22 protein-coding genes, 16 tRNA genes and 1 rRNA gene are annotated in these 20906 nt (G+C 38.2%); 30 read left to right on the plus strand and 9 right to left on the minus strand.

Annotated features, from left to right (window positions below):
- From rrf to B3D94_RS22575, 17 genes are all read left to right on the plus strand, one after another.
- Positions 1-74, plus strand: a 5S ribosomal RNA gene (gene rrf, locus B3D94_RS23140); the annotation flags it as partial.
- Between the two features lie 16 nt (positions 75-90).
- A tRNA-Asn gene (locus tag B3D94_RS22500) sits at positions 91-167 on the plus strand.
- 5 nt (positions 168-172) lie between these two features.
- Positions 173-264, plus strand: a tRNA-Ser gene (locus B3D94_RS22505).
- Positions 265-287: 23 nt separating this feature from the next.
- A tRNA-Glu gene (locus B3D94_RS22510) sits at positions 288-362 on the plus strand.
- A gap of 19 nt (positions 363-381) precedes the next feature.
- A tRNA-Val gene (locus B3D94_RS22515) sits at positions 382-457 on the plus strand.
- A 26-nt stretch (positions 458-483) separates the two neighbouring features.
- Positions 484-558: transfer RNA gene (locus tag B3D94_RS22520), tRNA-Met, on the plus strand.
- Positions 559-561: 3 nt separating this feature from the next.
- Positions 562-637 (plus strand) — tRNA-Asp (locus B3D94_RS22525).
- 15 nt (positions 638-652) lie between these two features.
- Positions 653-725, plus strand: a tRNA-Phe gene (locus B3D94_RS22530).
- Positions 726-735: 10 nt separating this feature from the next.
- Positions 736-811 (plus strand) — tRNA-Thr (locus tag B3D94_RS22535).
- A gap of 9 nt (positions 812-820) precedes the next feature.
- Positions 821-904 (plus strand) — tRNA-Tyr (locus B3D94_RS22540).
- Between the two features lie 22 nt (positions 905-926).
- Positions 927-1000 (plus strand) — tRNA-Trp (locus B3D94_RS22545).
- Between the two features lie 12 nt (positions 1001-1012).
- Positions 1013-1088 (plus strand) — tRNA-His (locus B3D94_RS22550).
- 41 nt (positions 1089-1129) lie between these two features.
- Positions 1130-1205: transfer RNA gene (locus tag B3D94_RS22555), tRNA-His, on the plus strand.
- A 4-nt stretch (positions 1206-1209) separates the two neighbouring features.
- A tRNA-Gln gene (locus tag B3D94_RS22560) sits at positions 1210-1284 on the plus strand.
- A gap of 7 nt (positions 1285-1291) precedes the next feature.
- Positions 1292-1366, plus strand: a tRNA-Gly gene (locus B3D94_RS22565).
- 8 nt (positions 1367-1374) lie between these two features.
- Positions 1375-1448: transfer RNA gene (locus B3D94_RS22570), tRNA-Cys, on the plus strand.
- A gap of 47 nt (positions 1449-1495) precedes the next feature.
- Positions 1496-1576, plus strand: a tRNA-Leu gene (locus B3D94_RS22575).
- A gap of 516 nt (positions 1577-2092) precedes the next feature.
- Here the strand turns inward: B3D94_RS22575 and B3D94_RS22580 are convergent.
- Positions 2093-2914, minus strand: a complete 822-nt coding sequence (locus B3D94_RS22580; protein WP_291761036.1) for a DUF2785 domain-containing protein — start codon at positions 2912-2914, stop codon at positions 2093-2095.
- Between the two features lie 390 nt (positions 2915-3304).
- On the opposite strand from B3D94_RS22580, the gene B3D94_RS22585 reads away from it, so the two are divergent.
- From B3D94_RS22585 to B3D94_RS22600, 4 genes are all read left to right on the plus strand, one after another.
- On the plus strand, positions 3305-3655 hold the full coding sequence (locus B3D94_RS22585) for a hypothetical protein (RefSeq protein WP_193833092.1): 351 nt from the start codon (positions 3305-3307) through the stop codon (positions 3653-3655).
- Between the two features lie 174 nt (positions 3656-3829).
- Entirely contained in the window at positions 3830-4630 is an 801-nt protein-coding gene (locus B3D94_RS22590; RefSeq protein WP_258270439.1) for a phosphotransferase family protein, read from the plus strand.
- A gap of 146 nt (positions 4631-4776) precedes the next feature.
- Complete coding sequence (locus B3D94_RS22595; RefSeq protein WP_258270438.1) at positions 4777-5808, plus strand: ABC transporter permease; 1032 nt, start codon at positions 4777-4779, stop codon at positions 5806-5808.
- A gap of 2 nt (positions 5809-5810) precedes the next feature.
- Positions 5811-6485, plus strand: a complete 675-nt coding sequence (locus B3D94_RS22600; RefSeq protein WP_291761047.1) for an ABC transporter ATP-binding protein — start codon at positions 5811-5813, stop codon at positions 6483-6485.
- Between the two features lie 40 nt (positions 6486-6525).
- Here B3D94_RS22600 and B3D94_RS22605 read toward each other — a convergent pair whose 3' ends face one another.
- From B3D94_RS22605 to B3D94_RS22615, 3 genes are read right to left on the minus strand one after another with little or no spacing between them, the layout of a single operon-like run.
- Positions 6526-7335: an SDR family NAD(P)-dependent oxidoreductase gene (locus B3D94_RS22605; RefSeq protein ID WP_069482647.1), complete on the minus strand. Its 810-nt coding sequence runs from the start codon at positions 7333-7335 to the stop codon at positions 6526-6528.
- Between the two features lies 1 nt (position 7336).
- A complete protein-coding gene (locus tag B3D94_RS22610; protein WP_069482646.1) occupies positions 7337-8038 on the minus strand; it encodes an SGNH/GDSL hydrolase family protein in 702 nt (233 codons plus the stop codon).
- Positions 8039-8635: a TetR family transcriptional regulator C-terminal domain-containing protein gene (locus B3D94_RS22615; protein WP_069482645.1), complete on the minus strand. Its 597-nt coding sequence runs from the start codon at positions 8633-8635 to the stop codon at positions 8039-8041.
- 174 nt (positions 8636-8809) lie between these two features.
- Between B3D94_RS22615 and B3D94_RS22620 the strand changes: the two genes are divergently transcribed.
- Positions 8810-9169, plus strand: a complete 360-nt coding sequence (locus tag B3D94_RS22620) for a VOC family protein (RefSeq protein ID WP_291761053.1) — start codon at positions 8810-8812, stop codon at positions 9167-9169.
- An 82-nt stretch (positions 9170-9251) separates the two neighbouring features.
- Positions 9252-10337: an S-layer homology domain-containing protein gene (locus tag B3D94_RS22625; RefSeq protein ID WP_291761056.1), complete on the plus strand. Its 1086-nt coding sequence runs from the start codon at positions 9252-9254 to the stop codon at positions 10335-10337.
- A gap of 40 nt (positions 10338-10377) precedes the next feature.
- On the opposite strand, the gene B3D94_RS22630 is transcribed toward B3D94_RS22625, so the two are convergent.
- On the minus strand, positions 10378-11124 hold the full coding sequence (locus B3D94_RS22630; protein ID WP_069482642.1) for an arylamine N-acetyltransferase family protein: 747 nt from the start codon (positions 11122-11124) through the stop codon (positions 10378-10380).
- Positions 11125-11310: 186 nt separating this feature from the next.
- Between B3D94_RS22630 and nagB the strand changes: the two genes are divergently transcribed.
- The 3 genes from nagB (at position 11311) to B3D94_RS22645 (ending at position 13646) form a co-directional block, all read left to right on the plus strand.
- Positions 11311-12024 carry a glucosamine-6-phosphate deaminase gene (gene nagB / locus B3D94_RS22635; protein ID WP_193833083.1) on the plus strand — a complete coding sequence of 238 codons (714 nt, stop codon included), beginning with the start codon at positions 11311-11313 and terminating at the stop codon, positions 12022-12024.
- Between the two features lie 295 nt (positions 12025-12319).
- Positions 12320-13222, plus strand: coding sequence for a S66 peptidase family protein (locus tag B3D94_RS22640; protein ID WP_291761061.1), 903 nt, complete (start codon positions 12320-12322; stop codon positions 13220-13222).
- Between the two features lie 22 nt (positions 13223-13244).
- The gene (locus tag B3D94_RS22645; RefSeq protein WP_069483418.1) at positions 13245-13646 is read left to right on the plus strand and encodes a cytidine deaminase; all 402 of its coding nucleotides are present in this window, start codon (positions 13245-13247) and stop codon (positions 13644-13646) included.
- 47 nt (positions 13647-13693) lie between these two features.
- On the opposite strand, the gene B3D94_RS22650 is transcribed toward B3D94_RS22645, so the two are convergent.
- The 3 genes from B3D94_RS22650 to B3D94_RS22660 all read right to left on the minus strand — a co-directional run bounded on the left by B3D94_RS22650 (position 13694) and on the right by B3D94_RS22660 (position 16792).
- The gene (locus B3D94_RS22650; RefSeq protein ID WP_291761063.1) at positions 13694-15280 is read right to left on the minus strand and encodes a catalase; all 1587 of its coding nucleotides are present in this window, start codon (positions 15278-15280) and stop codon (positions 13694-13696) included.
- A gap of 297 nt (positions 15281-15577) precedes the next feature.
- Positions 15578-16087, minus strand: coding sequence for a hypothetical protein (locus tag B3D94_RS22655; protein ID WP_069482638.1), 510 nt, complete (start codon positions 16085-16087; stop codon positions 15578-15580).
- A 15-nt stretch (positions 16088-16102) separates the two neighbouring features.
- Positions 16103-16792: a B3/B4 domain-containing protein gene (locus tag B3D94_RS22660; RefSeq protein ID WP_291761066.1), complete on the minus strand. Its 690-nt coding sequence runs from the start codon at positions 16790-16792 to the stop codon at positions 16103-16105.
- Between the two features lie 59 nt (positions 16793-16851).
- Between B3D94_RS22660 and queG the strand changes: the two genes are divergently transcribed.
- Together queG and trmL are read left to right on the plus strand one after the other, a co-directional pair.
- Positions 16852-18012: a tRNA epoxyqueuosine(34) reductase QueG gene (gene queG, locus B3D94_RS22665; protein ID WP_291761069.1), complete on the plus strand. Its 1161-nt coding sequence runs from the start codon at positions 16852-16854 to the stop codon at positions 18010-18012.
- 42 nt (positions 18013-18054) lie between these two features.
- A complete protein-coding gene (gene trmL / locus B3D94_RS22670) occupies positions 18055-18528 on the plus strand; it encodes a tRNA (uridine(34)/cytosine(34)/5-carboxymethylaminomethyluridine(34)-2'-O)-methyltransferase TrmL (protein WP_069482635.1) in 474 nt (157 codons plus the stop codon).
- Positions 18529-18564: 36 nt separating this feature from the next.
- On the opposite strand, the gene B3D94_RS22675 is transcribed toward trmL, so the two are convergent.
- On the minus strand, positions 18565-19410 hold the full coding sequence (locus B3D94_RS22675) for a VOC family protein (protein ID WP_069482634.1): 846 nt from the start codon (positions 19408-19410) through the stop codon (positions 18565-18567).
- Between the two features lie 394 nt (positions 19411-19804).
- Here B3D94_RS22675 and B3D94_RS22680 point away from each other — a divergent pair, with 394 nt between their 5' ends.
- Positions 19805-19975: a hypothetical protein gene (locus tag B3D94_RS22680; RefSeq protein WP_008173412.1), complete on the plus strand. Its 171-nt coding sequence runs from the start codon at positions 19805-19807 to the stop codon at positions 19973-19975.
- A gap of 84 nt (positions 19976-20059) precedes the next feature.
- Positions 20060-20890 carry an aldo/keto reductase gene (locus tag B3D94_RS22685; RefSeq protein WP_291761075.1) on the plus strand — a complete coding sequence of 277 codons (831 nt, stop codon included), beginning with the start codon at positions 20060-20062 and terminating at the stop codon, positions 20888-20890.
- Positions 20891-20906 lie beyond the last annotated feature (16 nt).

A 20906-nucleotide genomic window follows, 5' to 3' on the forward strand; every position in this document is an offset into this window, starting at 1 on the left:
AACACGGAAGTTAAGCTCTTTAGCGCCGATGGTAGTTGGGGGCTTCCACCTGTGAGAGTAGGACGTCGCTAGGCTGTATATTAAAATTATTCCGAAGTAGCTCAGTTGGTAGTAGCACCTGACTGTTAATCAGGTTGTCGCAGGTTCGAGTCCTGCCTTCGGAGCCATTCTTGGAGAGTTGTCCGAGTGGCCGAAGGAGCACGATTGGAAATCGTGTAGGCGGTTAACACTGTCTCAAGGGTTCAAATCCCTTACTCTCCGCCAGCACTTTAATTATTCCAAACGAAGGCCCCTTGGTCAAGTGGTTAAGACACCGCCCTTTCACGGCGGTAACACGGGTTCGAATCCCGTAGGGGTCACCATTCATTTTTATACCCAGATGGAGGATTAGCTCAGCTGGGAGAGCATCTGCCTTACAAGCAGAGGGTCGGCGGTTCGAGCCCGTCATCCTCCACCATTTTTAAAAACAACATATATCATTATCGCGGGGTGGAGCAGTGGTAGCTCGTCGGGCTCATAACCCGAAGGTCGTTGGTTCAAATCCGGCCCCCGCAACCAAATGGTCCCGTGGTGTAGCGGTTAACATGCCTGCCTGTCACGCAGGAGATCGCCGGTTCGATCCCGGTCGGGACCGCCATTTTTTATAGTATATGGGTCAGTAGCTCAGTTGGTAGAGCATTAGATTGAAGCTCTAAGTGTCGGCGGTTCGATTCCGTCCTGACCCATCATTTTTTTGCCGGTGTAGCTCAGTTGGTAGAGCAACTGACTTGTAATCAGTAGGTCGTGGGTTCGACTCCTATCGCCGGCACCATGTATTCCCGGAGGGGTAGCGAAGTGGCTAAACGCGGCGGACTGTAAATCCGCTCCTTAGGGTTCGGCGGTTCGAATCCGTCCCCCTCCACCAGTTTTATTTTTTTTATTTTTATAGGGGCATAGTTCAACGGTAGAATAGAGGTCTCCAAAACCTTTGGTGTGGGTTCGATTCCTACTGCCCCTGCCAATTTATTTTATGGCGATTGTGGCGAAGTGGTTAACGCACCGGATTGTGGTTCCGGCATTCGTGGGTTCGATTCCCATCAGTCGCCCCATTCAAGTATAAAGTAAATTTTATAATAACTATAATATCATGGCGATTGTGGCGAAGTGGTTAACGCACCGGATTGTGGTTCCGGCATTCGTGGGTTCGATTCCCATCAGTCGCCCCATAGTTGGGGTATAGCCAAGCGGTAAGGCAACGGATTTTGATTCCGTCATGCCTAGGTTCGAATCCTAGTACCCCAGCCATTTTTTTGCGGAAGTAGTTCAGTGGTAGAACACCACCTTGCCAAGGTGGGGGTCGCGAGTTCGAACCTCGTCTTCCGCTCCAAGTATGATGGCGGCATAGCCAAGTGGTAAGGCACAGGTCTGCAACACCTTTATCACCGGTTCAAATCCGGTTGCCGCCTCCATATTTTAACTGCTAATCGGTTTATCCGATTTTTTTTATCTCCATTATGCCGGTGTGGCGGAATTGGCAGACGCGCACGACTCAAAATCGTGTTCCTTTGGAGTGTCGGTTCGACCCCGACCACCGGTATCATTACGTACATATACGTTACATTTAGTAAGTTTAGAAAGCTCACAATCCTTGATAGTACAGGGTTTGTGAGCTTTTTGTTTTTGGCGTTACGATAGAAAACGCTAAGAATCGAAATCATTTTATAGAAATTTTACATACAGACAGGTTCATTTTACAGAAGTTTTTACACAAGTGCGATCAGTGATTAAGGAAGCAAAACAGAAAAGACCATGTTTATTTTTGAACTGACCCCTTCGGATTAGACAAAACAAAAAAGCATCCTTCAATTGAATTTAGGCTAATGTATCCTAATATCTATTGGAGGCGCTTATTTTTATGGGAACGAGAGTGAGTTATCCGCACCTCTTAATTATTGTAGGTTTGCATATGCTTGCTTCAAAGATAATTTTAACCCTCAACGTTCCTTTCATACCATGTAGAATGGTGCTCTATCTGAATCCCTACAAATCAAATTATCTGTGAAAATGTTGAAGTGGAGACGGACAAGTAAGAGTCTTCCCCTCATTTTTTTAATTAGGAATAGTATACTTTTTCTACTTTATATAATGTATGCTCGATAGTCGAGCAGAGAACGGCATCCACTTTGTAAAATTTAACTCGAAAGTATAAACTTTTTAAGAAGTTCTTAATATTATTTTTTTGCTTAAAGGCAGGGAGAAATTCTGAATTTTTCTCCACATCCCCAAAACTTTGAATCCATTGCTCTACATAAGTCTGACTAAGTATTTTTCTATTTAAAACACTAATTATGGATTTTACCATTCTCTCATCTTCCCCATCGGAGTAAATTCGGTCTGTTATGGTCATCTTTTCGTAAACCAAATCGAGGATAGTTAAGAGGTCATTTTTATCCAGTTCGGAACACTGAGCCAAATCTTCTAAAGCATCTGCTGCATGGGCTATAGCATGAGCCCAGCCTTTTTTTTCGTCATACCCACGGTAATCTCGCTCTCCTTGTACATTGTAAAATACTTTCTCTTTTATCTGATGAATGTGCTCTCTTGATAGAAATGGAAATTCTCTATGCCTCGTGAAGAGGAGTGGTATGACTAGCATGGAAAAAGATCGAGTGAAGACAGAGTCTGTATTTGTTTCACCAAGCTTAAAAAGCAAATGATTTTTATCCAAAATAACCGGTAGAAGTTGTTCTAGTTCGTTTGCTGTTAGAGAACTATTAGGAATCCAATGTGATAAGGTTGTATAAATTAGCTCATCACGTAGTTGGGCATCTAAAGAACCGATGTTATGTAACATTTCTAGTGTCAACTGGAATGTATCAGGGGGTGCTTGGTACCCATTTTCTTGTATTAATATCAACTTTTCTTTTAAATTCATTTTACACGCTCCTACTTGAATATTTTTGAACTACTTTTTTCAAGGACTTCTACTGGTTTCTTCCGTACCCTCTTCCCTTACTATAAGGGACAGATAGAATCAGAGACAATCCGGAATAGCAGAAAGGAATAAATTATGTCCAAGCGGTTTATTTCCTGATAAAATCCATAAAATTCTCCCTCCTTGTACTTTATACGTAAACTTGCTATCTAAAAAACTTCTCCACATGATTTTAGGATAAAGAATCCAAATAATAATTTTTAGAATTTTACTTGTAAGTTACTGGTTGTTTAGTTACCATTTGTATATTAAATTAAATTAATCTAAAGCGCAATAACTTATAGCACTAGTATTAAAGGGGCATAAACCTTTTTAGAAGGAGTGATCATAATGAAAACAATATATATTTATCCAAAATTAGCAATGGGGTTTAGGGGATTTGCCACAGGTTTAGATAGAGAAGGATTCTTCTTCAAGAAAAGGTCAGCGAGATTAAAAAAAAGTATAGAAATTTCATTGAAAGAGAATCATTTGAGTTCTTTTAACGTAGAAGTTACTCATGGATTTGAATCTCCAGAGGAATTATTAGAAAATGATGGCGTTTTGGTTTTAATTTCTCCATACTTAAAAAGTTTACTCGGTCACATTGATTTTTCGAAAAGTGGATACTATCTTTTATCAGAGACGGAATATAATTCTGAAAATATCAGCAACATCATAAAGTATATAAAAACACTATAAACGTATAAAACGGACAAGATTAAAAGAAAACTATTGAAATGCTAAAGTTAATTAGGCTAGCGATTGGACATACAAATTTTACTAAAAAATTTTGAAATAAAACAAGAATCTTTCTATTAGCATTCTTATTTTTTATGACAATATTTGTTCTAACTTTTAAACTAGGTGGTGATCATGTTGAAGCCGATACAGCTTATAGAATTACCTAAAGAAATACTCGATTATGTTGGTGGAGTTACCCACATTTCTTTTCCAAGACAGGGGCATACATCGGATGTTGGAATCCTTTTTTCTGAAAGAGGCACTTTCGTTTTAAAGAGAACCAAAGGAAAGCAATATGGCTCATGGTTAAAGAAAGAAGTGACTGTCCTAAAATATCTATCTAATTCTACTTTACCTGTCCCCCGTTTATATTGTTTTGTTGAACAACCATCAGACGATCAGGCATGGGCATTGATGGAATATATAGAAGGAAGCACGATTAGACAGGCGTTAGAGAATGAAACTAAAGAGGAAAACAGGCATGCAATCATCTTTCATTATGGAAAGGTGCTTGCAGCAATTCATTCGACGCCATGCCCACATGAAATAAAGGAGGGTACAATTGCAGTTTGGATCGATGATATGTTAGGTCAGGCAGAGTTTAATCTTAAAAATTTTGAGGTGGATGGTACTTCAGAGTTGTTAGATGACTTAAAAAGAAATAAACCAGAACCTATTCAGCAAACATTTATACACGGTGATTTCACAATCGATAATGTTCTCGTTCATAATCAGAAAATATCGGGTATTATTGATTGGAGTGGTGGAGCATTCGGTGATCCACGATACGATTTTGCGCTAGCTGTACGACCTAAGCCACATGCCTTTGAAACTGAAAGAGACAGGCAGTTTTTTTATGAAGGGTATGGGAGAAAGTTAATTAATCAAAACGAGTTCAATTACTTTAAAAATGGATTATATGAGTTTTTTTAGGTGAAGATCTAAACCGTTCTGTAGGATAAATTACTTTCCTTCAGAGCGGTTTATTTGTTTTCCCCTACATTTTTAACGATTAGTTCATACTCTGTTCATGTAACAATTTTAAGCTAAGGATAATCAAAGAAATGGAGGGGTTAAGGATGAATCTTGCCTGGAAAGAAATGAAGAAAAATAAAATACGGTTTTTAATCTTGGGCTCCATCATCTTCCTAGTTAGTTTTTTAACGTTTATTATTTCAGGTTTGGCAAATGGCTTGTCGCAGGATAATGCAGCTTTAATAAAAGACTTACCTCATGGGCAATTTTACATGACGGAGGATGCAGATGGGACGTTTAATCTTTCGAGAATCTCTAGCGATCTACAACAGGAAGTCATGACTGAGGAGAAGGAGGCAGTTGCCTTTTCTATTCAAATGGGCTTTTTAAGTGATCAGGATGATAAACAGCAAAGTGTGGCCTTTGTCACGTCGACGGAATCAACACTATTTAGAAATGTACGACATGGTGAGGTGCTGTTAGACAGCTCACTACAGGATAAAGGAATTAAGGTTGGAGATATATTAACGAACAATCAATATAGTGGAGAGTTTATAGTGAAAGGCTTTGTGGAGCAAAAAAAATATAGCCATGCCCCTGTTGCTTATATAAGTAAAGAGGCTTATCAGGAAATGTATCGGGTAAAGGATATGCAATTAATTTTCGTTCCCCAAAATACGGCTAAGGAATTTGAGGGGCTACAGTCTTATAGCAATAAAGAATTTCTGAATGCTATCCCGAGTTACAGTGCGGAACAGATGTCTTTAAATATGATAATTTGGTTTTTAGTTGTCATTAGTGGTATGCTATTTGCTATTTTCTTCTATATGATGAATGTACAAAAGATTGGATTATATGGCATTCTTAAGGCGATTGGATTAAAAACAAGTAGGTTATTTAACATGATCTGGACACAGATGGTGATTATTACTGCCATTTCATTAGTATTATCAGTCAGCCTTAGCCAATTATTCAATATAGTTGCGCCAAAGGAGATGCCATTTACGTTAAACCTAGGTACAACCATACAACTATCGTTAGTGTTCCTTGTCATTGGTTTTGTGGGAGCTACACTGTCAGGTCTACAAATTAAAAAAATCGAACCGTTACAAGCAATACACCAAGGGGAGGCTTAGTCATGACGTTATTTACGATTGATGAAGTAAGAAAAACGTTTAAAAATGGTGATGTCGAAGAGGAAATTTTAAAAGGCATTAATTTATCCTTAAAAGAAGGAGAAATTACAGCATTGGTAGGTGCATCTGGTTCAGGGAAAAGCACGCTATTAACTATAGCTGCTGGACTACAACAAGCAACAGATGGACAAATCCTTTTTGAGGGACATAATTTAACGGCTATGAACGAGGAACAGGTACGAGGGCTGCGTGCAAGTAAATTTGGCTTTGTCTTTCAGTTTGCACATCTTGTACCTTTTCTTACCGTAGCGGAGCAGCTGCTATTAATGTTGGATGTTGCTGGGTCGCCACTGAAGAAACATGAAAAAAAGCATGAAGTAAATCGTTTATTACAGTTAGTTGGGTTAGCACATCGTCAACATGCTTATCCTTCTTCCTTGTCGGGTGGAGAAAAGCAACGTGTAGCAATTGCTCGTGCCATTATTCATCAACCGAAAGTATTGTTTGCAGATGAGCCAACAGCAAGTTTAGATTCACAGCGCTCTAAAGAAATTATGTTGTTGTTAAGAACATTAACAAAAACGTTAAATATAACAACATTATTAGTGACACATGACGAAGAAATGTTGGGTTATACAGATCGTATTATTAAAATGAGCGATGGTGTCGTATTATAAAATAGGCAAGGCTCCCAAGAGTAGGGAGCCTTGTGTAACGTTAGGTTAAACGTGCATTACGACTCACTTTACAAACCATTCTCATTAACGCTTTGTGTAGAAAAGGAAAAATAGTGAAAATAACATCCATTGTTTTGCGCATGGGCATTGGACAAATGATAGGCTTATTTTGATGAACACCTTCTATAGCCATTTTTGCAATTCGCTGAGGTGAGATCATTTTTTGCTGCTTTAATAGTTTGGTGATAATTGATTTATCCATATGAATCGCCTTGGCGTTATCGAAAATGGGTGTATCCACAAACGTTGGACATAAGGTACTCACCTTAATCCCAAATTCCTCAGCCTCATAGTGTAGAGAGGTTGTTAGTCCTATAACAGCATGTTTGGTAGTAGCGTAGGCAGTAGAAAAAGGAGAGGGTCCTAACCCTGCAGCAGAGGAGGTATTGACGATATGTCCAAAACCTTGTTTTTTCATAAGCGGATAGCCTATTTGAGTACCATAAATGACACCCCATAAATTAATATCCATAATTTCCTTCCAATCCTCAATAGTCGTTTCAGCCATCTCCCCATACATAGCAATACCAGCATTATTAAACAGATAATCTATACGGTGAAATTCTTCAAATACATCATGAATGACAGATGCTACACTTTTGTAATTGGTTACATTTAGAGGTACAAATTTTGTATGGACAGCATCTTTATTTAACTCTGCTTCTAACATACGACCCTCATGTTCTTGAATATCAGCAATAATAACGAAAATATGGCGAGTAATTAATTCTTGGCAAATAGCCTTTCCTATCCCTGATACACCACCTGTAACAACAGCAATCTTTCTCATCTTAGGACCTCCCGATTGTGTCTCCTTCTTCTCCATAAAGTTCAATGATAGAGCTATATTGCTGTGCCACTATATTAGCACCTTTACTATTTAAATGAACGCCATCCAAAGTTACATGTAGCCCTCTTTTTTGAGATAATTTATCGATACGAAAAGGATTTTTGTAAAATAAAACATCTAGTAGAACTCTCATTACATTCGTATTAACAAAGCCTGAGCACTCCAAATGTTCTAAATGCTCTTTAAAGAGATTTTGCATATTCACAAAATAAATGTTGCCGGACTTCAATGCAATGGACTCCATAACGGACGTTAGCTCTTTTATTTCTTTGTTGGAGTGATTTTGAAGATCTTCTCCTACTAATGCTGGAGATACTAACACTACATTTTTAGAAGCGACATGTGCTTTCTCTAATACTTTTAGGCAGTACTCTTCGAATTCAATATGATCCTTCGCCACTGGTTGTGCTTGCACCTTTAATAATTTTGAATAGACGTCATTGACGCCTATCCAAAGAATAAGGAGATCATAGGAAGATTGGAGTGGTGCTTTTTCCAAGCGAGTAAATAAACTTTTAATCGTTTCGCCTGGATTTCCAAGATTATCGAATGAAATATGAGGATATTGAAGTTTCAATAGATTATAAAATGAAACGCCTGGACGACCTTTTGTTAAGCTATCACCTATTAAACAAACTTTCATTTAAATCCCACCTTTTTTAATTTCTTTTAAGAAAATCGTTATTGCCTGTTGAAAGAGTGGTTCTAATGATTTCAAGTTTTGAGTATTGGTCAGCTGACATAAACCACCTAGCCATGTGCCAAGTAAGACGGTCCATGTATCTACATTGCCATGAACAAATTCATTTTGGTCGATGCCCTCTTGAAGAATTGCGCGATAAGCATTCATTGGTGTAATAGCTAAATTGAATAACTGCTGTATAGAATCGGGGCTTGATTTAGGGTTAGATGCCAGTTCTTGTCCTGATTTTAGTAAAGGTGTTTGATACTCATAGAGGACATGCATGGCCATACCATATAATTTATCTGTTGATGTGGTGTATGAAGATTCTTGTTGCAACCATTTGTCATGCCAATTTTTCATCGATTGCTGCGCTAAAAGCACAAATAACTTTTCTTTATTTTCGAAATGATAATAAATATGTCCTTTGCTATAACCAGAGGCTTTCGAAATATCACCAACAGATGTCTGATTATAGCCATGTTGAGAAAATAATTGGATGGCATGTTTGATAATTTCAATCTTTGCCTTGTCACTGTCATAGCGTCTTTTATTCAATGTTGTACTCCTTTAATGATTTGAATAATCGTTCTAATTTAATTATACATAATTTTCTAACTAATTAAATAGTTAAATTTTTTATTCGAAATACTGTCAAATTTCTAAAGTTGGAAGGGAAATCCAATTAATTGTTGAATTATTTGTTATGCAAAAATAAAAAGGGGGATATGTATGGGAAGAGTAATTGGCTTTGAATTAAATAGTCAGGAACCGGAGAAAGCGGCAGTTTTTTATAGCAAAGTGTTTGGCTGGGAGGTAGCGGCCCCGAATTGGGATTATTGGCCAGTTACAACTGGGCAAAAAAGCAAAATTGGGGTTAATGGTGGCATTAGTAAAGGTCCGAGTGACTATCCACATGGTACACGAATTCAAATTGAAGTGGATGCAATTGACGAAGTTGTCGAACAGGCAACAAGCAACGGGGCTACTATTTTGCGTGAGAAAATGGAGTTTGATGGCTTTTATCTTGCTTATTTGGTGGATCCGACTGGTCTAGGAATCGGATTAATTCAACATAAAAATAACGCATAAAGTCTCTTTCAGTAGAGTCTTTTTTCATTTTAAGCATAACTACACGTCTTTATGGGTAAAGAATCGGTGAAGGAGGGATAATGTGAGGAACATATTGAAATTAGTATGTTTTTTCCTGATAACGATTGGCATAATACCGAAGGAAGTGCAGGCAGCCAGCTTTAGAGATTTAACGGATGATACTTTGCTGACAGAAATACATTATTTAGTGGAGCAGGATATTGTGAGGGGCTATTCAAATCAGTTATTCAAGCCAAATGACTTTGTTACGAAAGCACAAGTAGCTGTCATGCTCACACGTGCTTTAGGACTAAATACAATCAACATAGAAAACCCCCACTATCAAGATGTAACATCGGCTAATCAATACTACAAAGAAATAGCTGCTGTACAAAACAAAGGGATATTCGATGCAGCCCATAAATTTAATCCAGATGCGCCGATTACTAGAGGAGAAATGGCTATTGTGCTAAATAGGGCATTTCAATTAAAAGGCTCAGATCCGTATTATTTTACAGATGTGACGGAGCAGACAAGTGGTTATAAAGAAATTTTAACACTGGCTCATAATCATTTAGTAAGGGGCTATGGGGATGGTGCGTTTAAACCTAATAACCCTGTTACACGTGCACAATTCTCAGCATTTTTGGCGCGAGCAATGACTCTTTCTAAGCCACACTTGCTAAAGGACCCAGCATTTGTATATACGTATGCCTATTATTCTTTAAGTGACAATAAGCGTTATACTTTAAGCTATCAATATGAGCAACATGACGGTAAAAATGATGTATGGACCGTCAAAAATGTAAGTACAGGACAAACTTTTTCTAATGAGCTTTTATATGGCCATGATCGGGCATATGGTCAAGCCATTGCAGGTGACGCAAACACACATTATGATTTATATATGGAACTACCACTTAGAGTAGGTGTTATTTTACATGAAGATGATCCAGGAGTTACTGCAGGAGAACGAGTAACTGTAAAATCAACTAACGGCACAGTACAAGCTGGTGAAGTGCAATATACGGGTGTAATAATAGTAGAGAAAAGGTCAGAATTTAGTAATGTGGTAAAAACTTATTATTTCGTAGATGATATTGGTTTAGTCAAGGAGATGCACAATGATCTGGTTGTTTTTGAATTGCTCAATCGGACAATGAAATAATCAGAAAAGGAAAGCAAGCCATTGATGGACTCGCTTTCCTTTATTGTTGTAAAGAGATATGAAAAAAACGCTGCAGGGCCTGCAACCATTCCTTCTCAGTGTTTGTCGTATAGGTAGTTAAGGATTGTCCTTCGTAAATTCTAAATTCATTGTTCATCATCGTGTGACGACCACGAGCCGTTCGAATCATGGCAATTTTATTTTTTTGTTTAGAGAGTCGTGGGGCAAATTTTGCATCATTAGCGTCATTATGAAAGCAATAGAGCAAACGCCATTGTTGCTTGGTTTGCTCAAAAAGCATCCAACCATTTTCTTCATCATACTCTACTTTATATAATTCTCGATTTTCTCGGTGTTGATATCCTGCAATTAATGGTACTGGTTTACAAGGCGCTAAAGCACCAACGCCTACATCTGAAATATAGGATAGTTTCGCATCCTTTACTAGTAATAGCTGATGCATGGGTATATCTTCAGGAGGAGTATGTTCTTCAACGTTGCGCCAAAACTGAGCATAGCGATTGGTAACTGAAAAGCCGAGCTCCCGTAAAAGCCAGCTAAATAAAATATTTAGTTCAAAACAATTGCCACCACGTCGCTCAATAATAATCTTTTGAAATAAATCAGGAATAGAGAATGAGATACCGAGGTTCAAGGCAACATCTAAATTTTCATAGGGAATGGTCAATAGATGCTTTGTCTGTAGCTGTCCAAGAAGTTGGACGGTAGGCTCTAAAGTTCCTTGAAATTGAATATGCTGTAAATATTGCTGAATCTGTGCATTCATAAAATCGCCTCACTTCCTTATTTATAACATAACCGAAACAGCATCAGAATACACGCATAATATTACGAGGGAAATGATAGAAAAATAGCTAAATAACTTGTAGAATTAATATATTAGCTACTATAAAGTGAAATCTTTTCCAATATAGTTAATGAATAAGAATTTAAGGTAGGTATGATAAGGAAAATGAAATGGATAGAAGTCAATACATATGACGAAATGAGCGAAGTGGCCGCAAATATTTTTTTAAAGCAAATACAAAAGAAGCCAAATAGTGTGCTCGGATTAGCAACTGGTGGTTCACCTGTAGGAATGTATAAAGAATTAGTAGCGCGACATCAAGCTGGTCAATTATCATTTAAGGATGTACAAACTTTTAATTTAGACGAATATGTAGGTCTTAAGCGAACAAGTCCTGCAAGTTACTGGACTTTTATGCACAATAATTTATTTAATGATGTAAATATTAAACAAGAAAATATACATTTGCCAAATGGTGAGGCAGAGGATTTAGCTGCTGAATGCATGGCATATGATGCAAGAATTGATGCGGCAGAAGGTATTGATTTACAGCTTCTTGGAATTGGCGTAAATGGTCATATAGGCTTTAATGAGCCGGGTACTCCGTTCGATTCTATGACAAATATTGTTGAATTAACGGAGTCGACAAGAACAGAAAATGCGATTTACTTTGATGATGAAGCTGAAGTCCCAACACATGCCATTACAATGGGTATTCAATCTATTATGAAGGCGAAGGAAATTGTCCTGATTGCCTTTGGTGAGAAGAAGCTGGCGGCCATCCAAAAATTGAAAAGTGGCCATATAACAGAAGATTTCCCAGCAAGTCAATTATTGAAACATCCTAACGTCACGATTATTTATGGCGGCACAAATTAACCATGAAAAGCAAAGCCTTCTTATGTCTGAAGTCTTTGCTTTCTTGCTTTTCCTGATAAACGTATGAGCAATGAATATACGCTCCAGAAAATTACTGCTACAATAACAATTAAATCCACCTTGTTGAAGGTAAAGTCTACTGTCTAAATGTCTGAAGGCTGCAATTGTAGAATGTCGATAGTTTCTCCTTAGGTAGAAAAAAACCGTATAAAATAATGGGAAGAAGATGCAATAATAGATAAATGCCTCGCACCAGCTTAGAGGCAGCATAAGTAAAATAAGAGGAGGAATGAACATGAAAAATACCGTACCACGTTTACAAAAGGGAGATTTAGTAGGTGTAGTTGCTCTATCGAGTCTAGTAGATCCTGAGAAGCTAGGGGACGCATTATCTTTTTTAGATGAGTTGGGTCTTCACTATATCGTAGGGGATACAATCCATGCAAAGCATGATTATTTAGCGGGTAGTGATGAAATCAGGTTAGCAGATTTTCATGAAATGGTAAAGAATCCTGAAGTGAAAGCGATTTTTTGTGTAAAGGGTGGCTATGGCGCTGCTCGAATAGCTGAAAAAATTGATTATACGTTATTAGAGGAAAATCCAAAAATTTTCTGGGGCTTTTCAGATATTACATATTTGCATTGTGCCATCAATGAGTACGCCAATTTAGTAACATTCCATGGACCTATGTTAATGGCTGCTAATACAATGGATGAACTATCGAAGAAAATGTTTGTACAATTATTTTCCCCTATCGAAATACAATATACGGAGTCAATTTCTCCTTTAACAACAATTGCTGGTGGGATGGCACGTGGTGAATTAATAGGAGGAAATCTTTATCGTCTTGTCAGCACATTAGGCACTAAATTTGAGATACAGACGGAAGGTAAGATTTTATTGATAGAGGAGTTAGCTGAATCGATTCCTAACATTGATTCGATGCTACAGCAATTAAAGCAAGCTAGAAAATTAGAGCAGCTAGCAGGTGTTGTCATTGGCTCCTTTACACAAACAGAAGCGGATGAAGCAGCACTACACAATTTAATGAAAGAGTATTTTTCAGACTTAGGCATTCCTGTTGTGGCAGGTTTTAAAATAGGACATGAATCAACGAATGTAGGCATTCCTCTGGGGGTAGATGCGTATTTAGATGCAGAGGAAAAAGTATTAAAAATATTACCAGGAGTATATTAACTGTAGGGAGATGTTAAATGGTATGGATATTGAAAAAAAGCTCTATGAAGCAGCCGTCCAATTAGTGGAGAAAAGATATCCCTCAGGATGGGGCGGTGCGGCCGCTTTGTATTCTGAGGACGGGCATATTTTAACTAGTGTAGCACCAGAGGTCATCAATGCAGCAACTGAATTATGTATGGAAACGGGTGCTATTTTAGAGGCGCATAAATTGAATACAAAGGTGACCCATTCGATTTGTGTTGCTAGAGAAAATGAAACATCCAAATTCGTAGTGCTCACACCTTGTGGGGTCTGCCAAGAAAGACTCTTTTATTGGGGAGAGAATGTGAAGGCAGCAGTTACGAATTCAGACGGTACACTAATATTTAAAACGTTAAAAGAGATACAACCATATCATTGGTATAAGGCCTATGAACAATAATGCAAAAAAGACATTACAAAAATATGTAATGTCTTTTTGGGTGTGAATTAATAAGGGTCGGCATTATGTCCTTTATCTATCGCATCTTGAGGGGCATGATTTCCATCAATATTGCCAAGCGGCTTTGAAGGAGAGGATTCCTTTCTTGCCTTATGCAACCCTTCTTTTAGCAAACGACCATATTCTTCATCTGCTTCTTCTGCTAGTGCAATCATTGCATTTTGTATATCCATATGACAGACGGATAAATCACGAATTAAATTGGCAAGCAGCTCATCGCGCTCCCATTGCTCAAAGTTACGGTAAGTTTCACCAGCCTGCTTGGTATTACTTTGATGATCAATGGATTCTCGAACAAGGTTTCCTTCAACATATGGAGTATATTCCTTGCCATCCTGTGTAGCTTCCTTTAAGCCATTTAACATGGATGGCTCATAATTAATATGTGGATTTTGACCAGGTGCTAAATCTCGTTTATACATCATTTGGCCACCACTTTGATTGGTTGCTACACGCTTTTTAGGAGCATTAATTGGCAATTGAAGATAGTTGGCTCCCACACGGTGACGTTGTGTATCCGAATAGGAGAATGTACGACCTTGCAGCATTTTATCATCGGAGAAATCTAAACCATCGACCAGTACGCCCGTACCGAAAGTAGCTTGTTCTACCTCTGCAAAATAGTCCTCAGGATTTTTGTTTAATACCATTTTACCGACTGGATACCATGGGAATTGATCGTTTGGCCAAAGCTTTGTGTCATCCAATGGATCAAAATCAAGCTCAGGATGTGGACCATCCTCCATAATTTGAACATGTAACTCCCATTCAGGAAATTCTTCACGTTCAATTGCATCATATAAATCCTGGGTGGCATGATTAAAATTTTTCTGCTGAATTTCTTCTGCTTCTTTTTGTGTTAAATTTTTAATGCCCTGAAGTGGCTCCCAATGATATTTGACGAGGACCCCTTTACCTTCCTGATTAACCCACTTATACGTATTGACGCCAGAACCCTGCATCATACGATAGTTAGCGGGTATACCCCAAGGTGAGTATACAAATGTTACCATATGAAAGGATTCTGGTGAGCTAGCACAAAAATCAAAGAAACGTTCAACGTTTTGAATATTAGTAATAGGATCAGGCTTAAATGCATGAATCATGTCAGGGAATTTCATGGCATCACGGATAAAGAAGATTTTTAAATTATTACCGACTAAATCCCAGTTGCCATCCTCTGTATAAAATTTTACCGCAAAGCCTCGTGGATCTCGTAATGTTTCAGGCGAGTGTCCACCATGGATAACCGTTGAAAAACGCACAAATACTGGCGTTTTTTTTCCTTTATCCTGAAAGACTTTTGCACGAGTATATTTAGAAATTGGTTCATCGCCTACTACACCGTATGTTTCAAAATAACCATGTGCACCAGCACCGCGAGCATGAACAACTCGTTCTGGGATTCGCTCTCTGTCAAAGTGACTTATCTTCTCTAGAAAATCATAATTCTCAAGTGTTGCAGGACCGCGATTACTGACTGTTCGTAAATTTTGATTGTTAGTAACGGGATGCCCCTGTCGATTTGTCAATGTTGTATCTTGCTCATGTGTTGAATCATTTTGCTGCGTCATAGTATGACCCCTTTCCAATAGTTACTTCCATTTTGTCCTTGAAAGGGGCAATCTAGACATAGGGAATTTTTACATATTTGCTGATAAAAAGGCTCTCCATACATACATGTAGGAGAGCCTTGGATGGCGTTTTCAAATGGAATCAAGTTTTTTGAGTATGGCCTTTACCTATAGTTGGTCATTAGTCATCGGTCATACAGTAACAGGTAACTTGTTATTGGTTTTTATCTAATTAGCCGAATAGCTAAATTTGAAAACAGCACATCCAACTCGGTTTGGAGTCTCACCGCCCCGAGATTAGAAGTATCGGGAATCATCAAAGTTAATTTGTATGCTGTAATTTTTTGAATTAATAAGATTGGATAGTTTATGTGCCTCTTTTTCGAGCTTCATTGCTCGTTCTCGATAGTCATCAGGCTCATATAATGCAATCTCGTATAACATAGCACCATCACCATAGCCAAAACGAACACTTTCTTTTTCCCGCATACTAAATTCTTTACATAGTTCAGCCTCAGCACGAAGCTGTGTAGCTAATTCGATAGCTTCTACTAGTGCTAGTTTCTGATCTTTAAAATTTACTGTGTTTTGAATGTTTGCTTCATACACTAAACGATCTAACGTACGCATATCTTCACGAACTTGTGCCAATTCCGTTTCAATAAGAGAGAGTGCACGGTTACTTGTTTTAGGAGCCTGTCCCTTTTCTACTGTCACAAAAGCACTACGATGTAATTCACTAATAAGCTCTTGCGTTTTCTTTCCTAAAATACTTTTTAGTTTAACAGCTTCTGCAAGATTGATCACGAAACCACGTCCTTTTTAAAGTGTTGTAGATGGTGCATTATTTGACAGGAGGGCAATTTGATAGTCACCACCGTGAATTTGATTAAACATTTTGCCTGCTGACGCCAAAAGGTCATTCGCTGCTTCATGTGTTAATGATGGTCTAAGATAAAAAATATGTAGCGCCTCAGTCGTATCTTCTGTAACGGCTGTACGTTTAGAATCGACAAATGGAGAACCAAATGCTCCCTTTTCATCACGACTAAAGAGGATGTTGTTGAATGTATTAAAACGCCCATTTAAACCTTCATAACCAATGTCTTCATGGCCAAGAGCTATTTCTACGCACCCTTTTATAAGGGCTACATCATATAGGCCAATTGGAATTTCATATTGAAGAGAGAAGAAGTTATTTAAATCTACACCAGAATGAAATGGTGTTAAATAGTTTTGTTTACTAATCCGACGCATAAGACTTTCTGCTGAGTGACGATAACGATTTGGATCGGCACCTAGCTTTTTCCATAGTGCTCGCCATTCTGCAATGCCCTCACGCTGGTTCACTGGAAGGTCCTGCATGTCTAGAAAAAGGTTTTCTTGATACAATTGCATCCGACCTTTAATCATTTGAGGGGATTCTGCTACAACAATTTTGGTATAATGAATAATGCCGATTTTTAGCTCGGGATGTTGTGTTAATAGAGATTCGTTAATGGAAATTTCCAAAGAACATCACCTACTTTATCTATTTCTATTATTGTACCATGTAAGGAGTTGGAAATAAAATGAACATACATGACCTACAACGCGACTTTGTGGCATATGCAATATCCATTGGCGTTGATAAAATAGGTTTTACAACAGCAGCTCCCTTTACAGAATTAAAAAACCGACTGCGTCGTCAGCAGGAGCTTGGCTATCAGTCTGGCTTTGAGGAAAGTGATATTGAGAAACGTACCGAACCCCTGCAATTATTAAATGAGGCAGAGAGTATTGTCTCGATCGCGGTTGCTTATCCCTCACGTATGCAAAATGCACCCATTGGCAAAAAGGGAGCAAGACGTGGGATATTTTGCCGTGCTTCATGGGGAGTCGATTATCATACAGCAATACGTGAACGTTTGAAGTTATTATCTGCTTGGCTTGAGGAGCGTGTCGAAGGTGTACGTATTGAGTCAATGGTTGATACAGGTGCACTTGTAGACCGTGCAGTAGCAGAACGTGCAGGCATAGGCTGGAGCGGTAAAAACTGTTCGATTATAACACCTGAATTTGGGTCTTATGTGTATTTAGGAGAGCTTATTACCAATATTCCATTCTCGCCAGATAAGCCAATGGAGGATGAATGTGGTGAGTGTCGCCTATGCTTGGATGTTTGTCCAACAGGTGCATTAATCCAAGGAGGGCAATTGGATGCACAACGCTGTATTGCCTTCCTCACTCAAACGAAGGGAACACTTCCTGAAGAGTTTCGAAACCACATTGGTAATCGTCTCTATGGTTGTGATACTTGTCAGACTGTGTGTCCCAAAAATAAAGGGAAAATTAATTGGATTCATGAAGAATTTATGCCTGATCCAGAGCTTGCCAAGCCATTACTAACACCACTATTAACGATTTCCAATAGAGATTTTAAGGCGAAATTTGGCCACGTTTCTGGTTCATGGCGAGGTAAAAAGCCCATTCAACGAAATGCGATCCTCGCCCTTGCTCATTTTAAAGAGGAAGCGGCTATACCAGATCTCATCAACCTTTTGAAAAACGATAATCGTCCAGTCATTCGAGGCACATCCGCATGGGCTTTAGGTAAGATCGGCGGCGAACAGGCTAAGTCTGCCTTATATGATGCGGAAGCTAGTGAGCAGGACGAAGAAGTATTGCATGAAATTCACAAAGGTTTGAAGTTTTTCAGGATGAATGAAGAGAACAACAACTCAACTAAATGAGTTCTACTAAAAGAAATTATGACAATAAGGAAGTGTATTGTTATGCCATTGCATATCGTTTTATATCAACCAGAAATTCCAGCGAATACAGGAAATATTGCTCGCACTTGTGCTGGTACAAATACATCATTACATTTAATTCGTCCACTAGGCTTTTCAACCGACGATAAAATGCTAAAACGGGCAGGCTTAGATTATTGGCATAGTGTGAACATTGTTTATCATGATTCACTGGATGATTTTATAGAGTATTCTAAAGATGGAGACGTATATTTAATCGAAACTTATAGTGATGAGCCGTTCACTACGCATGATTTTAGTGATAAAGAGCGTGATATTTACTTTATGTTTGGGAAAGAAACAACAGGACTGCCGAAAGAATTTGCATATGAACGTCGTAATATGTGCTTACGTATTCCGCAAAGTGATCATGTCCGTTCACTCAACTTATCTAATACGGCTGCGATTGTTATATATGAGGCATTACGACAACAAGGATATCCAGGTTTACATTAATAAAAGCAGTTCTCAACTTGTGAGAACTGCTTTTTACTAAAGTTTTAATAATACGGCATTTCCAGCCGGGTCCTCAGTTTGGAATCCACCGTCTATATCGATAACAGGTGCACCCATTGCACGAAGGTTCGCTTTCATCATTGATGCTTGTTCTTCATTATCTAAACGCAGTGAGTACGTTTTTAAGCCTACTTGGTTTTCGCCAAGCTTTGGAGCATTTTCTGAGTGCCAAGTGTTTAGGCCAATGTGATGGTGATAGCGCCCTGTAGAAATAAATAATGCCTGTGAACCATAGCGCGCCACAATATCATATCCTAAGCCCTTTGTATAAAATTGTTCAGCCTCTGCCAAGTTAGAAACAGATAAGTGAATATGTCCCATGACCGTACCTGCAGGAAGGCCATTCCAATTTTCATCACCTTCTTCTAAAATCGAACGAATATTTAGTGGCTCTGTCACCATATGCACTTGATCCATATGCCATCCCCATTCATTTTCAGGGCGATCTGCATATACCTCAATACCATTATCATCAGGATCATTTAAATAGAGTGCTTCACTGACAGCATGATCAGAAGCCCCAAGATATACTCCTTTTTCATGAAAATGCGTGATAATATTTGCTAAATCACGACGAGTTGGCAAGAGTAGTGCAAAATGATAAAGTCCAGTCGTCCTGCTCAGTTTTTCTTCCACTGTGTCTGGTTGGACTATTGTTAATAGTGCAGTATGCCCATCCGCTGTTAAAGTAGCTTTATGTGATCCTTCGTGTAAAACGTTGAAGCCAATGACGTCTTGATAAAATGCTAAAGAACGTTGTAGATTGCTTACTTTTATTTCAACATTTGTTACATATGTGTTGGGTTTTTCATGGAAATGCATATAGAATACCTCCAGTAAGTTATTTTTATTTATTTAGTTACTTTATGTAAGTTAGTTTATTTTAAAAATAACTGAAAGTCAAGTAAGTAATTTTATTGTTTGACAAAAAAAGAAAATCACTAAGCACATCTAATGCTCAGTGATTTTCTCGAGGTATTATTTATCCGCTTTGTAATCGCCTTCGTACCCAGCAGTAAAAATAGCTGTTAAGAAAGCAACTGTTACACCAATGATTAATAATAGTTTCATGGAAGTAACCCTCCTCATGTAATAAAGACATCTCTGTTTAGTATAGCCTATCTACTGTGAAAATGAAACGACATACCTGAATAAAATATGTCAGAAATGGTTCAAACGTATAGTTATCGGGAAAACTATTAAGGAGGTGATTCATATGAAAAAAAAAGTGCCAAACATTGAAAATGGTACGATGGCGAGAGATATGAAGGAATTAAAAGATTTGGGCAAACAAATGGAACATTTACGTGATGGTCTAGAGCTTGCGGAGGATGAGCGTATTGCTGACCCTATTCAATTGGAAAGTATCGAAGAAAAGGATGAATAGTGGTGGAGAACGGTAGCTTCTTTATTTTTCTTAAATCCAATTTTTTGTATAATGGTACTAGGAAAAAGAAAGGGGTTGTGATTCATGTATTTACAATCATCGAAAACATTATTAAATGGAGTAGAAATGCCTCGCTTCGGCTTAGGTGTTTATAAAATGACAGATCATGAAGAAACATTACAATCCATCGATACAGCTCTGAAGGTTGGTTATCGAGCTATCGATACGGCATCATTGTATGGGAATGAAGCAGAGGTAGGAGAAGCAATTCGTCATTCAGGTGTACCACGTGAACATATTTTTGTTACAACAAAAGTATGGAATAATGACCAAGGATATGATGAAACCTTACGCGCATTTGAAGTATCGCTGAAGAAACTTAATATGGATTACGTAGATTTATATTTAACACATTGGGCTGTTCCAGAAACATTTGAGGAAACATATCGTGCCATTGAGCGCCTATATGATGAAAAACTAATTCGTGCAACAGGTGTGTCGAACCATCATGAACATCATTTAGAAAAAATACTGGCAAAGGCCAATATTGCTCCAATGGTTAATCAGGTGGAGATGCATCCATATTTACAACAACAAACATTAAGCGCATTTTGCCATGAACATGAGATTGCAGTTACTGCATGGTCACCGTTAGGACGAGGTGGGGTACTTGATGATTCAACTATCGTAGAAATTGGTAAGGAGATCGGCAAGACGGCTGCTCAGGTAGTGTTACGCTGGCATTTACAAAATGACACATTGATAATTCCTAAATCGGTTACATCAAGTCGAATTGAAGAAAATGCACAGATTTTTGACTTTGAATTAACACAGACTCAAATGGATAAGATAGCGTCATTAAATCGTAATCAACGATTTGGGCAAGATCCTGATCATTTCAAATTTGATTTTTAGTTCTATATATAAATCC

This window comes from Lysinibacillus sp. UBA5990, assembly GCF_002429815.1.
Classification (GTDB): Bacteria; Bacillota; Bacilli; order Bacillales_A; family Planococcaceae; genus Lysinibacillus; species Lysinibacillus fusiformis.

What these genes read in the sequence shown, in the direction of transcription:
- B3D94_RS22580 (WP_291761036.1), bottom strand. Translation starts at nt 2,914, where the DNA reads ATGAATTTAAAAGAAAAGTTGATATTAATACAAGAAAATGGGTACCAA.
- B3D94_RS22585 (WP_193833092.1), top strand. Translation starts at nt 3,305, where the DNA reads ATGAAAACAATATATATTTATCCAAAATTAGCAATGGGGTTTAGGGGA.
- B3D94_RS22590 (WP_258270439.1), top strand. Translation starts at nt 3,830, where the DNA reads ATGTTGAAGCCGATACAGCTTATAGAATTACCTAAAGAAATACTCGAT.
- B3D94_RS22595 (WP_258270438.1), top strand. Translation starts at nt 4,777, where the DNA reads ATGAATCTTGCCTGGAAAGAAATGAAGAAAAATAAAATACGGTTTTTA.
- B3D94_RS22600 (WP_291761047.1), top strand. Translation starts at nt 5,811, where the DNA reads ATGACGTTATTTACGATTGATGAAGTAAGAAAAACGTTTAAAAATGGT.
- B3D94_RS22605 (WP_069482647.1), bottom strand. Translation starts at nt 7,335, where the DNA reads ATGAGAAAGATTGCTGTTGTTACAGGTGGTGTATCAGGGATAGGAAAG.
- B3D94_RS22610 (WP_069482646.1), bottom strand. Translation starts at nt 8,038, where the DNA reads ATGAAAGTTTGTTTAATAGGTGATAGCTTAACAAAAGGTCGTCCAGGC.
- B3D94_RS22620 (WP_291761053.1), top strand. Translation starts at nt 8,810, where the DNA reads ATGGGAAGAGTAATTGGCTTTGAATTAAATAGTCAGGAACCGGAGAAA.
- B3D94_RS22630 (WP_069482642.1), bottom strand. Translation starts at nt 11,124, where the DNA reads ATGAATGCACAGATTCAGCAATATTTACAGCATATTCAATTTCAAGGA.
- nagB (WP_193833083.1), top strand. Translation starts at nt 11,311, where the DNA reads ATGAAATGGATAGAAGTCAATACATATGACGAAATGAGCGAAGTGGCC.
- B3D94_RS22640 (WP_291761061.1), top strand. Translation starts at nt 12,320, where the DNA reads ATGAAAAATACCGTACCACGTTTACAAAAGGGAGATTTAGTAGGTGTA.
- B3D94_RS22645 (WP_069483418.1), top strand. Translation starts at nt 13,245, where the DNA reads ATGGATATTGAAAAAAAGCTCTATGAAGCAGCCGTCCAATTAGTGGAG.
- B3D94_RS22650 (WP_291761063.1), bottom strand. Translation starts at nt 15,280, where the DNA reads ATGACGCAGCAAAATGATTCAACACATGAGCAAGATACAACATTGACA.
- queG (WP_291761069.1), top strand. Translation starts at nt 16,852, where the DNA reads ATGAACATACATGACCTACAACGCGACTTTGTGGCATATGCAATATCC.
- trmL (WP_069482635.1), top strand. Translation starts at nt 18,055, where the DNA reads ATGCCATTGCATATCGTTTTATATCAACCAGAAATTCCAGCGAATACA.
- B3D94_RS22675 (WP_069482634.1), bottom strand. Translation starts at nt 19,410, where the DNA reads ATGCATTTCCATGAAAAACCCAACACATATGTAACAAATGTTGAAATA.
- B3D94_RS22680 (WP_008173412.1), top strand. Translation starts at nt 19,805, where the DNA reads ATGAAAAAAAAAGTGCCAAACATTGAAAATGGTACGATGGCGAGAGAT.
- B3D94_RS22685 (WP_291761075.1), top strand. Translation starts at nt 20,060, where the DNA reads ATGTATTTACAATCATCGAAAACATTATTAAATGGAGTAGAAATGCCT.